The organism is Rhodococcus sp. C26F, assembly GCF_053345925.1.
On sequence record NZ_JBKFBA010000005.1, the window covers coordinates 21,419 to 33,289 of the forward strand.

Here is an 11,871-nt window from a genome sequence, read left to right on the forward strand (position 1 = left end):
TCCTGGTAATGCCTGCTACCCACACCACGCACCGACGCGTCAGCGCAGGTTCACACCGAGCAGCGCGTCGACGGCGTCGGCGAACAGGCCCGGTGCGGCAGCGTCGTCGCCGCCGCGCTCGACGGCGAAGGTCGCCCACCCGTCGAGGGCGTCGAGGGCCTTCGGGGTGTCGAGGTCGTCGGCGAGGTGCTGGCGCAGGCGCGCGACCGTGTCCTCGGCGGAGGCGGCCGACGGCAGCGCCGCCGCCTGCTTCCACAACGCCAGTCGCGCCTCGGCGGCGGCGAGGACCTCGGACGTCCACGGACGGTCGACGCGGTAGTGACCCGACAACAGCCCGAGCCGGATGGCGGCGGGGTCGACACCCTCACCTCGCAACTTGGAGACGAACACCAGATTGCCGCGCGACTTCGACATCTTCTCGCCGTCGAGGCCGATCATGCCGGTGTGCACGTAGTGCCGGGCGAAACGCCGGTCGCCGGTGACGGCTTCAGCGTGCGCGGCGGAGTACTCGTGGTGCGGGAAGATCAGGTCGCTGCCGCCGCCCTGCACGTCGAAGCCGGAGCCGATGCGGTTGAGGGCGATGGCCGCGCACTCGATGTGCCAGCCGGGACGTCCGTCACCGAAGGGCGACGGCCAGGCCGGTTCGCCCGGACGCTGCGCGCGCCACAGCAGGGCATCGAGCGGGTCGCGCTTGCCGGGGCGCTCCGGGTCGCCGCCGCGCTCGGCGAAGAACCGCATCATCGTGTCGTGGTCGTAGCCGGACTCGTAGCCGAACTGCTCGGTGGCGTCGGTCCGGAAGTAGACATCCGGGTACTCGGCGTCGTCGACGATGTAGGCGGCACCGGAGGCGACGAGCTTCTCGACGAGTTCGACGACCTCGTTCACCGATTCGACGGCACCGATGTAGTCGCGCGGCGGCAGCACGCGCAGCGCCTCCATGTCCTCGCGGAACAGGGCCGTCTCGCGCATACCGAGGACAACCCAGTCCTCACCGTCGCGCTCGGCGCGTTCGAACAGCGGGTCGTCGACGTCGGTGACGTTCTGCACGTAGTGGACGTCGTGGCCGGCGTCGCGCCAGATGCGGTTGACCAGATCGAAGGTCAGGTAGGTGGCGGCGTGGCCGAGGTGCGTGGCGTCGTAGGGGGTGATCCCGCACACGTACATCGTCGCGGTGTCGCCCGGGGTGACCGGACGCACCGCTCGGTCCGCGGTGTCGAACAACCGCAGCGGAGGCCCCTGACCGGGGACGGACGGGATCGCGACGTCGGACCAAGATTGCATGACTACGAGCCTAATGGAGTCGCGGGAGTGCTCCGCGCGGGCACCCGGGCGTGCGGCAGGCGAACGGCCGCGGACTCAGAAGGCGGGCCAGGGAATGCGCCGGTCGCCGCGCGGATGCGGCATCACGGGATGTTCGAGCAAGCGGGTGATCCTGCGTTGCAGGGCACGCACCTCGATGGCGGTGATGTGCTCGCACAGCTCCTCGGCGAAGCCGCCGTCGAACCGGCGCAGCAGCTTGTCGAGGTCGGCGAGGAGGACCGGGTCGACCGGGTCGCCGCTCCACCCCCACAGCACGGTGCGCAGCTTGTCGTCCTGGTGCAGGCAGATGCCGTGATCGACGCCGTAGACGTGTCCGTCGAGACCTTCGAGGACGTGGCCTCCCTTGCGGTCGGCGTTGTTGAGGACGACGTCGAGCACCGCCATGCGCTGCAGGCGCGGATCGTCGGCGTGGACGAGCACCACCTCGGCGCCGTCCAGATCGCGGGCACGCAGGATCGGCAGCCACCCCTGCGCGACCGCACCGGCCGGGCACAGGTCCACCAGATCCAGGCGTTCCGTTCCGCCCTGCGCGGTGTCGACCGTGTCGATCCAGCGCTGCACCATGCCGGGACCGTACGGGCCGTCGCGCAGCACGGTGAGCGGGATGACGTCCCAGCCGAGTGCCTCGGAGATCAGGTACGAGGCGACCTCGCGTCCGGCGAGGGTGCCGTCGGGGAAGTCCCACAACGGCCGCTCCCCGCGGACGGGTTTGTAGACGCACCGCACCTCGGTGTCGCCGAGCTGCGCGTCGCACACGAGGGTCGCGTTGCTCGCGTGCGCGATCTGCCCGACGACGTCGAGGTCGCCGTCGGTCAGCACGCTCCGCACGTCCGGCGCCGTCACGCGGTCAGCTTTCTTCCTCGCCGAACCACGCGGCCGGATCGAATCCGGGGGTACGCAGGTAACCGTTGGTGCGGACGCAGATGTGTCCGTCGGCGCCGATCGGTTCGCCGCACAGCGGGCAGGGCGCGCGCCCGGCCGAGACGACGAGTTCGGAGCGGGCCGCGAATTCGCGGGCCTGCACCGGGGTGAGGAATACCCGCACCGCGTCGGGACCTTCCTCGGTGTCGTCGAGCACCACCGATTCGTCGAGTTCGGTGTCGGTGACCGCGAGCAACTCCACCACCACCGATCCGGCGTCGGCGTCCCAGCCCAGACCCATGGTGCCGACCCGGAACTCGGCCTCGATCGGTGTCACCAACGGGCTGACGTCGACCTCGGGGTCGTCGGGGATCACGGTGCCGAAGCGGCGCTGCACCTCTTCGAGCAACAGCCCCATCCGGTCGGCCAGGATCTGCACCTGCTGCTTCTCCAGAAGCACGCTCACCACACGGGACTCGTGCACGGCCTGCAGGTAGAACACCCGGTCGCCCGGTTCACCGACAGTGCCGGCGATGAACCGATCAGGTGTTCGAAACACGTGTATCGCGCGGGCCATCACACCTCCTCGAGTCCCCACACTCTGCCATGACGGACACTGCCATTATCCGCGTGCCGTCTCCTGTCGGTGCCCCTGCGGTGGGTCGCCGGGTTCCTCGACCGCGCCGGGCACTTCGCCGCCGGGCACGGACTTGGGTTCGGACGGCCCGGCAAGCCCGGACAGGTCCGAACCGGTGTCGTTCACGCGCAGCACGAACGGCCGGGTGTCGGTGTAGCGGACGACGCTGATCGACGCCGGCTCGGCGACGATCCGCTGGAAACTGTCCAGATGCGTCGCGAGCGCGTCGGCGAGGATCGACTTGATGACGTCGCCGTGGCTGCACGCGATCCACACGACGTCCTTGCCGTGCGCCTCGCGCAGGCGCCGGTCGTGTTCGCGGATCGCAGCGACCGCGCGGGACTGCACCTGCGCGAGCCCTTCACCGTCCGGGAAGACCGCTGCGGAGGCGTGCTGCTGCACGACCGCCCACAGCGGTTCCTTGACCAGTTCCTTCAGTTCGCGTCCGGTCCACTGCCCGTAGTCGACCTCGGCGAGTCGCTCGTCGACGACCGGTTCGAGTCCACGATCGGTCGCCAGCGGCTGCACCGTCTGCCGGCACCGCAGCAGCGGCGACCGCACGATCTCGGTGATCTCGAGCCCGGCGAACCGGGTGACGAGATTCTTCGCCTGGACGTGGCCGACCTCGTCGAGTTCGACACCGGGGGAACGACCGGCCAACACGTGCGAGGTGTTCGCCGTCGACCGTCCGTGCCGCAGCAGGATGACCGTCATGCGCCCAGCCTAGAGGTACCGCCTGTCGGCAGCCTCTCAGGTGGCGGAGACCACGCCGGTGGCGAGCAGTCCCAGCACGATCACGCCGAGGATCACGCGGTAGCCGACGAACCAGTACATCGAGTGGTTGACGACGAAGCGCAGCAACCAGGCGATCGCGGCGTAACCGACCGCGAAGGCGATCACGGTCGCGACGAGCAACTGCGCTCCCGAGGCATTGAGCCCCTCACCGGCCGGTTCGAAGGCGTCCGGCAGGCTGAACAGACCGGAGGCGACGACGGCGGGAATCGCGAGCAGGAACGAGTATCGGGCGGCGGCCTCGCGGGTGAGCCCGAGGAACAGACCGGCGGAGATGGTGCCGCCGGAGCGGGACACACCGGGGATCAGGGCCAGCGCCTGCGCCGAACCCATGATCAGACCGTCCTTGAGGGTGAGCTGACTCACGTCGCGCCGCTGTTTGCCGAAGTACTCGGCAGCGGCGATGACGATCGAGAACACGATGAGCATCGTGGCGACGAGCCACAGATTGCGGGCGACGGTGCGGATGTCGTCCTTGAACAGCACGCCGAGGATGCCGATCGGGATGGTGCCGAGGATGACGTACCAGCCCATCTTGTAATCGTGATCGGCGCGGTGCTCCTTGTGGAACAGGCCGCGGAACCAGGCCCGCAGGATCCGCCAGATGTCGCCGGCGAAGAACACCAGAACGGCGGCCTCGGTGCCCAGCTGGGTGACTGCCGTGAAGGACGCGCCGGCGTCCTCTCCGAAGAAGATCTCCGAGACGATCCGCAGGTGGCCGGACGAGGAGATCGGCAGGAACTCCGTGAGGCCCTGCACGATGCCGAGGACGATCGTCTGCAGCCAGGTCATCGATTCGCCGATCATGCGGCGACCCCCGGCACGAAGGCTGCGGTGGGGACGGATCGGTGGTCGCGGATGCAGGGAGCAGTTCTCACTCGGCGAAGGGTACGTGGAACCCGACCGGTCGGCGCGCCGGACGCTGCCGCGCGCCTGTCGCGCATTAGGGTGCAGTACCGGGGTCGTGGCCGAGCGCGGCGACGTCCCGTCGTGTCGGGAGGAAACGCGGACGGTTATGGAATACAGGACAGTCGGTGCGAGCGGCCTGCGGGTTTCACGGCTCGGCCTGGGCACCTTGACGTGGGGTCGGGGAACGGACGGCGACGAGGCCGCGGCCCAGTTGTCGGCCTTCGTGGATGTGGGCGGCACGCTCGTCGACACCTCCCCCGCCTACGGGGACGGGGTCTCGCAACGGATCCTCGCCGAACTGCTCGACGACGTGGTGCCCCGCGACCAGCTGGTGCTGTCGGGCAGCTCCGGCATCGACACCACCACACTCGGTTCCGGCCGGGTGGACTGCTCCCGCTCGGGCCTGCTCAACCAGCTCGACGCGACCCTGCGTGAACTCGGCACCGACCACCTCGACGTGTGGCAGGTCGCGACGTGGGATCCGCACACCCCGGTCGACGAGGTGATGGACGCCCTCGAATTCGCCGTGACCAGCGGGCGCGTGCGCTACGTCGGGGTGCGCGGTTATCTCGGCTGGCAGCTCGCGACCGCCGCGGCAGCGGCCCGGCGTCCGGCTCCGCTGATCAGCACGCAGGTCGAGTACTCCCTGCTCGCCCGCGGCGTCGAGGAGGAGTTGATCCCCGCCGCGGCCCACCACGGCGTGGGTGTGTTCGCGGCCGTGCCGCTCGCCGGCGGTGTGCTCACCGGTAAGTACCGGTCGGGGGTGCCGGCGGATTCGCGCGGCGCCGACGACGTGCACACCGAGGAAGTGCGCCGTTATCTCACCGAATCCGCGGTGCGCGTGGTCGACGCGGTCGCCACGGCCGCCGACGGGCTCGGCACCTCCCCGCTGGCCGTCGCGCTGGCGTGGGTGCGCGACCGGCCGCACGTGGCCTCGACACTCGTGGGTGCCCGGGATCTCGCGCAACTGACCGGAGTGCTGGTCGCGGAGGAGTTGGCGTTGCCGCCGGCGATCGCCGCGGCGCTCGACGACGTGAGCGCGTGATCTCGGCGACACCGCCCGCACCCTGCCCTTTTCCGGAAGGTTAGGCTAGCCTGCCGAGTACATTCGGTACAGGCAATGTGAGGGGAGGTCGGTCGATGGCCACGACCGAAGTCGTCGGATTCGCCGAGCGCATCCGGCTCGAGACCCAGCAGGCGCACAGCGACACCGAGAACTCGGTGTTCGTCTCGGAACTGCTCGGCGGCAAGCTGTCGACCGAAGCCCACGCCGGGCTCATCGCGCAGACCTGGTTCGTCTACGACAGCCTCGAGCGGATCGGTCGCGGCTACGCAGACGACCCGATCGCCGGCCCCTTCCTCAGCGACGAACTGCTCCGCACCGCCGCGCTCGAAGCCGACCTCGACTTCCTCGTCGGCTCCGACTGGCGCGACCGCATCGCGCCGCTGCCTGCGACCGTCGCCTACGTCGACCGGCTCGAGCAGGTCGCGGCGGTGTCCCCGGAAGCCTTCCTCGCGCACCACTATCTGCGTTATCTCGGCGACCTGTCCGGCGGCCAGATCATCCGCCGCATGCTCGAACGTGCCTACGGCTACGAGCGCGACGGGTTGCGCTTCTACATCTTCGACGGGATCCCGAAGACCAAGCCGTTCAAGGACGCCTACCGCGCGAAGCTCGACGCCGCACCGCTCGACGGCGACCAGCAACAGACCGTCATCGACGAGGCGAACCTGGTGTACGGGCTCAACGGTGCCTTGTTCGCCGACCTCGCGCGCGACATCGACCGTTACCGGGTGCGTGCCTGACCGATGTTCCGTTCCCTCCTCCGCCTTCCGGTCGCGCTGATCGCGGCGCTCGGTGTCCTCGTCGTCGCCGCGTGCAGTGCCCCCACCACCGACGGCACGACCGCCACCGACGTCGCGACCGGTCCGCGCACCGCCGTCGTCGACTCCGAACCCGAGCCGATCACCACCGACACCGCACCCGTGCTGCCGGTGACGGTGCGCGGCGTGGACGGGGTCGAGACCACGATCACCGACATCTCCCGGATCGTGGTGGCCGACCGCTCCGGCACCCTCGCGCAGACCGTGTACTCTCTCGGCCTCGGCGACAAGCTCGTCGGCCGCTCCACCGCGTCCTTCCCCGCGATCGAGGACATCCCCAACGTCACGCCCGGCGGGCACGGTCTCAACGCCGAGGCGATCCTCGCGCTGAATCCGACCGTCGTGCTCACTGACACCTCCATCGGTCCGCTGGCGGTGCAGGAACAGATCCGCGCGACCGGCGTGCCGGTGGTGTTCGTCGACCCGGAACGCTCCCTCGACACCGTCGCCGACGACATCGATGCGGTCGCGGCCGCGCTCGGTGTCCCCGAGGCCGGTGCCGCGCTCGCGCAGCGCACGCTCGACGAGATCGCCGCGGCGAAGGACTCGATCCCCGCCGATCATCCCGAACCCACCGTCGCCTTCCTCTATCTGCGCGGTTCGGCGATCAAGATGCTCGGCGGCCCCGGCTCGGGGGCCGATGCGCTCGTCGCCGCCGCCGGTGGTCGCGACGCCGGCATCCTCGCCGGCCTGGACTCGCAGTTCGTGCCCATCACCAGTGAGGCGATGATCGCCTCGGCGCCCGACATCATCCTGGTGATGACGCACAGTCTCGACTCGGTGGGCGGACCGGACGGGCTCGCGCAGCTCCCGGGCGTCGCGCAGACCCCGGCCGGGAAGACGGGCACCATCGTGGACATGGACGATTCGACCCTGCTCAGCTTCGGCCCGCAGACCGGCAAGGTCCTGGCCGCTCTGGTGGAGGCGTTCTACCCGCCGGACCGGTCGTGATCGCCGGATGTCCGTGAGCGAAGAAGTCACCGAGGCCACCGGTCTGCCCGACCGGGCACTGCGGAAGGCCGGACGGGGACGCACCACCGTCGTCCTCGTCGGTCTCGTCGTCGCCCTGTTCGCCCTGGCCGTCGCGTCGGCGTGCCTCGGTCAGGTGCCCACGAGTCCCGCCGAGGTGGTCGGCAGTCTGCTGCACCGCATGGGGCTGGATCTCGGGCCGGTGCCCGCGCATCCCGCCGGGGAAGTGACTCTGTGGGAGGTGCGCTTCCCGCGCGTGGTGCTGGCGATGCTCGTGGGTGCCGCCCTCGGCTGTTCCGGGGCGCTGTTGCAGGGCATCTTCGCCAATCCTCTCGCTGAACCCGGCGTGATCGGTGTGTCCTCCGGCGCCGCTGTCGGCGCGTCCGCGGTGATCGTGCTCGGCGGGGCATTCACCGCCGGTTGGGCGCTGGCCGGTGCCGCACTCGTCTCCGGTCTGATCACCACCGTGCTGGTCTACGTGCTGTCCCGATCGAACGGACGCACGGAGGTCGTCACGGTGATCCTCACCGGCGTAGCCGTCAACGCCGTCGCCGGCGGGCTCATCGCGTTCTTCACCTTCGTCGCCAGCCCGGCCGCCCGCGACCAGATCGTGTTCTGGCAGCTCGGCAGTCTCGGCGGAGCCACCTGGGACATCGTCGCGGTGGTCGCGCCGCTGACCCTGGCCGGTGTGCTCGTCGCGGTCCTGCTCGCCCCGAAACTCGACCTGCTGGCGCTCGGCGAGAGCGTCGCCCGGCATCTGGGTGTGGACGTCGAACGCGTCCGGCAGCTGTCGATCCTGGCGGTCGCGGTGCTGGTCAGCGGCGCCACCGCCTTCACCGGAATCATCATGTTCGTCGGCCTGGTCGTGCCGCACCTGATGCGCCTGGCGCTCGGCCCCGCCCACCGGGTGCTCGTCGTGGCGAGTGTGCTCGCCGGCGCGGTCGTCCTGCTCGCCGCCGACCTCGGGGCGCGCACCCTGGTCGAGAACGCCGACCTGCCGCTCGGCATGATCACCGCACTCATCGGTGGCCCGGTCTTCTTCCTGATGCTGCGCCGCACCCGCGCGAAGCAGGGCGGATGGGCATGAGGCTGCTCCCCCGCTCCCTCGGAGCCCCGGCGACCACCATCCCGGCCCGCTCGGCGCCCGGCACCGCGACGATGCGCGCGGTGGGTGTGCGGCTGCGGCGCGGCGAGCGGGAGATCCTGCACGGCGTCGACTTCGAAGTGCGCACCGGTGAGGTCGTCGCGCTCGTCGGCCCCAATGGCGCCGGCAAGTCCACTCTGCTCGCGGCGTTGTCCGGCGACCATCCGATCAGCGGTGGCACCATCGAGGTCGAGGGCCGTCCCCTCGAGCGGTGGTCGTCGATCGCGCTGGCGCGCCGCCGCGCCGTGCTGCCGCAGCAGCACACCGTCGGTTTCCCGTTCACCGCCCGGCAGGTCGTGCGGATGGGACGGGCGGCGTGGGCGCGCACCCCGCGGCAGGACGACGACGACCGTATCGTCGCCGAGGCGTTCGCGACCTGCGACGTCGCCCATCTGGCCGATCGGCCGTTCCCCGCGCTGTCCGGCGGCGAACGGGCCCGGGTGGCGCTCGCGCGGGTGCTGGCCCAGGACACCGAGACGCTGCTGCTCGACGAACCCACCGCGGCGCTGGACCTCGGCCACCAGGAGGCGGTCATGCAGGTCGTGCGGGCCCGCGCCGACGACGGGCACGCCGTGGTAGTCGTGCTGCACGATCTCGGGCTCGCCGCCGCCTACGCCGACCGCGTCTGTGTGCTCGAACAGGGACGCATCGTCGCCGACGGCGCACCCGACGACGTCCTCACCGAAGAGTTGCTCGGCCGCGTGTACCAGTACCCGGTGGCGATCGGCCGCCATCCCGAGACCGGCACCCCGTTGGTGTTGCCGCGACGTCCGAGCCGCGACCGGTCCGCCTCGGCGCAGACCTGAGCAGCAGATCACATCCGGCCCGGCGGACGACCCACTGATTTCTTCCCCGCGACCGGCATCAGGAACACTGAAGGTCGGCGTGCCGGGCGCCGGGACGCGTCCGGCAGGTGCGAATCGAATCCGAGGACGAGGAGCAACGATGGGCAGAGCGGGGATCCGAGCGGTCACGATGGTGGGCGCGATCGCGATGGTCGTGCTGGCCGGCTGCTCGTCGGAGAGCACCCCGGACGTGCTGCAGACCATCGAACCCGCCACTCCTGCGGCCGCCCCTGAGGTCGGCCCGTCCCCTGCCGGCGACGTCCGTCCGCTCGACCTGCAGGTCGATGCGCTGGTCGTCGAACCGTCCACGGGTACCTTCGCCGCGCTCGTCGACGACGGAGCACGGGTCGCGTTGTTCGACGACACGGCGTTCGACGGTCCCGGGACGGAACCGCGCCTGGTGGACCTGCCGTCGTCCGCCGCGACCGTCGTGACCGGCCCCGAGGGCAGTGTGCTCGCCCCCGTGTCCGGGGCCGTGCTGCGCATCGACGTCGCCGACGGCGCCATCACCGAGGTCCCGGTCGACGGCAATGCCGCGTCGGCCGCCGTGCTGTCCGACGGCCGCTGGGCCGTGGGCACCGACAACGGCCGCGTGCTCGTCGTCGACCCCGAATCCGGCGAGGTGGCCACCACCGTCGGTGGCCTCGCCTCCGTCGACGCCCTCGCCGTCACCGGTGACGCCGTCGCGGCGCTCGACCGCCGGCAGACCTCCCTCACCGAGCTCGACCTCGCCGACGCCCATCTCGGGCCCGCGCTGCGTGCCGGCGAAGGTGCGACGCAGCTGACCACCGACCCCTTCGGACGCGTCGTGGTCACCGACACCACCGGCGACGAACTGCTCGTCTACACCCTCGACGCGATCGTCCTGCGGCAACGTTATCCCGTCGGCCCCGCCCCGTACGCTGTGACCTACGACGAGACGCGGGACCTGATCTGGGTGACTCTGACCGGCAGCAACGAGGTCGTGGGCTACGATCTTTCGACCGGGATCCCGCGAGAACGCCACCGCTTCGCAACGGTGCGGCAACCGAATTCGATCGCCGTCGATCCGGCCGATGCGGCACTGGTGATCGCGTCGGCAACCGGTGACGGACTGCAACGGATCCCGATCGAAGGACAGTGATGGCGAACGAGCGACTCGGCCGGTTGACCCGGATGCCTGTCGGTTGGGACACCAGCAACGACGAATACGAATACGTGCCGCTCAAGCTGCCCCGGGACGTGTCCCGGGTGAGCGCGTCGATGCGTCTGGCGATCTCCGCCGAATTCCACGGCTGGGAACTCACCCGGGTGCGTCTGTATCCGGACGGGAGCCGGCGGGTGCTGCTGCGCCGCCGCAAAACCGCCCATCACGTCCCCGAACCCACCGTTGGTTGATAACAGATCCCGGACCGTCGTGGACCGGGCTTGCAGGGAGTAGTTCGTGTACCGCTATCTTCTTCGGCTCATGTTCCTGTTGCCGCCGGAACGAGCCCACCACCTCGCCTTTCTCGCGATGCGCTGGTCGACTCGCTTCGGGCCGCTGCGCACCCTGGTGGCGAAGGTGCTCGTCACCGACGACCCCATCCTCCGCAACACCGTCTTCGGCGTGCAGTTCCCCACGCCGGTGGGTCTGGCGGCCGGTTTCGACAAGGACGCGACCGGTGTCGATGTGTGGGGTCCGCTCGGATTCGGGTTCGCCGAGATCGGCACCGTCACCGCCCAGGCACAGCCGGGCAATCCGCAGCCGCGACTGTTCCGCCTCCCCGAGGACCGGGCGATCGTGAACCGGATGGGATTCAACAACCACGGTGCCGGGGAGGCTGCCAATCGGCTCCGGCAACGCCGCCGCACCGTTCCCATCGGCGCGAACATCGGCAAGACGAAGGTCGTGCCGGCCGAGCAGGCCGCCGAGGACTACACCGAGAGCGCACGACTCCTCGGCCCGCTCGCCGACTTCGTGGTCGTCAACGTCTCCTCCCCCAACACCCCGGGCCTGCGGGACCTACAGGCCGTCGAGTCGCTGCGCCCGATCCTCGCCGCGGTGCTGGACACCGTCACCGTGCCGGTGCTCGTGAAGATCGCCCCCGACCTGTCCGACGAGGACGTCGACGTGGTGGCCGACCTGGCACTCGAACTCGGGCTCGCCGGCATCGTCGCCACCAACACCACCATCCGCCGAGACGGGTTGAACACCCCGCAGAGCCGCATCGAGGAGATCGGCGCGGGCGGCCTGTCGGGCGCCCCGGTCGCCGAGCGGTCCCTCGAGGTGCTGCGCCGGCTGCACACACGGGTCGGCGATCGCCTCACCCTGGTCTCGGTGGGCGGCATCGAGACCCCGGAGCAGGCGTTCGAGCGCATCCTCGCCGGCGCGGCGCTGGTCCAGGGCTACACCGGTTTCATCTACGGCGGTCCGTTCTGGGCGCGACGTATCAACCGCGGCATCGCCCGCAAGCTGCGCGCGCACGGCTACCGCTCCATCGCCGACGCGGTGGGCGCCACCGCACGGGTCTGACCTGCAACGGACGGGG

The 11,871-nt window shown here is 70.4% G+C and carries 13 protein-coding genes; 8 read left to right on the forward strand and 5 right to left on the reverse strand.

Features of this window, described 5'->3' with window-relative positions; all coding sequences use genetic code 11:
- Positions 1-39: 39 nt before the first annotated feature.
- The 5 genes from mshC to ACLBYD_RS08485 all read right to left on the reverse strand — a co-directional run bounded on the left by mshC (position 40) and on the right by ACLBYD_RS08485 (position 4,414).
- Positions 40-1,281: a cysteine--1-D-myo-inosityl 2-amino-2-deoxy-alpha-D-glucopyranoside ligase gene (gene mshC / locus ACLBYD_RS08465; protein WP_447816081.1), complete on the reverse strand. Its 1,242-nt coding sequence runs from the start codon at positions 1,279-1,281 to the stop codon at positions 40-42.
- Positions 1,282-1,356: 75 nt separating this feature from the next.
- Positions 1,357-2,163 carry an SCO1664 family protein gene (locus ACLBYD_RS08470; RefSeq protein WP_447816082.1) on the reverse strand — a complete coding sequence of 269 codons (807 nt, stop codon included), beginning with the start codon at positions 2,161-2,163 and terminating at the stop codon, positions 1,357-1,359.
- A 4-nt stretch (positions 2,164-2,167) separates the two neighbouring features.
- Entirely contained in the window at positions 2,168-2,758 is a 591-nt protein-coding gene (locus tag ACLBYD_RS08475) for a DUF3090 domain-containing protein (RefSeq protein ID WP_006551966.1), read from the reverse strand.
- Positions 2,759-2,803: 45 nt separating this feature from the next.
- Positions 2,804-3,532, reverse strand: a complete 729-nt coding sequence (locus ACLBYD_RS08480; protein ID WP_258259474.1) for a histidine phosphatase family protein — start codon at positions 3,530-3,532, stop codon at positions 2,804-2,806.
- Between the two features lie 36 nt (positions 3,533-3,568).
- On the reverse strand, positions 3,569-4,414 hold the full coding sequence (locus ACLBYD_RS08485) for an undecaprenyl-diphosphate phosphatase (protein ID WP_174247147.1): 846 nt from the start codon (positions 4,412-4,414) through the stop codon (positions 3,569-3,571).
- 211 nt (positions 4,415-4,625) lie between these two features.
- Between ACLBYD_RS08485 and ACLBYD_RS08490 the strand changes: the two genes are divergently transcribed.
- The 8 genes from ACLBYD_RS08490 (at position 4,626) to ACLBYD_RS08525 (ending at position 11,855) form a co-directional block, all read left to right on the forward strand.
- Positions 4,626-5,564 (forward strand): aldo/keto reductase, encoded by a 939-nt coding sequence (locus ACLBYD_RS08490; protein ID WP_447816083.1) that lies wholly within the window; start codon positions 4,626-4,628, stop codon positions 5,562-5,564.
- A 95-nt stretch (positions 5,565-5,659) separates the two neighbouring features.
- Positions 5,660-6,325 carry a biliverdin-producing heme oxygenase gene (locus ACLBYD_RS08495; protein ID WP_447816084.1) on the forward strand — a complete coding sequence of 222 codons (666 nt, stop codon included), beginning with the start codon at positions 5,660-5,662 and terminating at the stop codon, positions 6,323-6,325.
- 3 nt (positions 6,326-6,328) lie between these two features.
- The gene (locus ACLBYD_RS08500; RefSeq protein ID WP_447816085.1) at positions 6,329-7,354 is read left to right on the forward strand and encodes a heme/hemin ABC transporter substrate-binding protein; all 1,026 of its coding nucleotides are present in this window, start codon (positions 6,329-6,331) and stop codon (positions 7,352-7,354) included.
- A 7-nt stretch (positions 7,355-7,361) separates the two neighbouring features.
- Positions 7,362-8,459, forward strand: coding sequence for a FecCD family ABC transporter permease (locus ACLBYD_RS08505; RefSeq protein ID WP_447816086.1), 1,098 nt, complete (start codon positions 7,362-7,364; stop codon positions 8,457-8,459).
- On the forward strand, positions 8,450-9,322 hold the full coding sequence (locus ACLBYD_RS08510) for a heme ABC transporter ATP-binding protein (protein WP_447816087.1): 873 nt from the start codon (positions 8,450-8,452) through the stop codon (positions 9,320-9,322). Before ACLBYD_RS08505 ends, ACLBYD_RS08510 begins: the two co-directional genes overlap by 10 nt.
- A gap of 139 nt (positions 9,323-9,461) precedes the next feature.
- On the forward strand, positions 9,462-10,484 hold the full coding sequence (locus tag ACLBYD_RS08515; RefSeq protein ID WP_447816088.1) for a hypothetical protein: 1,023 nt from the start codon (positions 9,462-9,464) through the stop codon (positions 10,482-10,484).
- The gene (locus ACLBYD_RS08520; RefSeq protein ID WP_006551956.1) at positions 10,484-10,738 is read left to right on the forward strand and encodes a DUF5703 family protein; all 255 of its coding nucleotides are present in this window, start codon (positions 10,484-10,486) and stop codon (positions 10,736-10,738) included. Before ACLBYD_RS08515 ends, ACLBYD_RS08520 begins: the two co-directional genes overlap by 1 nt.
- A gap of 46 nt (positions 10,739-10,784) precedes the next feature.
- Complete coding sequence (locus tag ACLBYD_RS08525) at positions 10,785-11,855, forward strand: quinone-dependent dihydroorotate dehydrogenase (RefSeq protein WP_447816089.1); 1,071 nt, start codon at positions 10,785-10,787, stop codon at positions 11,853-11,855.
- Positions 11,856-11,871 lie beyond the last annotated feature (16 nt).

What these genes read in the sequence shown, in the direction of transcription:
- mshC (WP_447816081.1), bottom strand. Translation starts at nt 1,281, where the DNA reads ATGCAATCTTGGTCCGACGTCGCGATCCCGTCCGTCCCCGGTCAGGGG.
- ACLBYD_RS08475 (WP_006551966.1), bottom strand. Translation starts at nt 2,758, where the DNA reads ATGGCCCGCGCGATACACGTGTTTCGAACACCTGATCGGTTCATCGCC.
- ACLBYD_RS08480 (WP_258259474.1), bottom strand. Translation starts at nt 3,532, where the DNA reads ATGACGGTCATCCTGCTGCGGCACGGACGGTCGACGGCGAACACCTCG.
- ACLBYD_RS08490 (WP_447816083.1), top strand. Translation starts at nt 4,626, where the DNA reads ATGGAATACAGGACAGTCGGTGCGAGCGGCCTGCGGGTTTCACGGCTC.
- ACLBYD_RS08495 (WP_447816084.1), top strand. Translation starts at nt 5,660, where the DNA reads ATGGCCACGACCGAAGTCGTCGGATTCGCCGAGCGCATCCGGCTCGAG.
- ACLBYD_RS08500 (WP_447816085.1), top strand. Translation starts at nt 6,329, where the DNA reads ATGTTCCGTTCCCTCCTCCGCCTTCCGGTCGCGCTGATCGCGGCGCTC.
- ACLBYD_RS08505 (WP_447816086.1), top strand. Translation starts at nt 7,362, where the DNA reads ATGTCCGTGAGCGAAGAAGTCACCGAGGCCACCGGTCTGCCCGACCGG.
- ACLBYD_RS08510 (WP_447816087.1), top strand. Translation starts at nt 8,450, where the DNA reads ATGGGCATGAGGCTGCTCCCCCGCTCCCTCGGAGCCCCGGCGACCACC.
- ACLBYD_RS08515 (WP_447816088.1), top strand. Translation starts at nt 9,462, where the DNA reads ATGGGCAGAGCGGGGATCCGAGCGGTCACGATGGTGGGCGCGATCGCG.
- ACLBYD_RS08520 (WP_006551956.1), top strand. Translation starts at nt 10,484, where the DNA reads ATGGCGAACGAGCGACTCGGCCGGTTGACCCGGATGCCTGTCGGTTGG.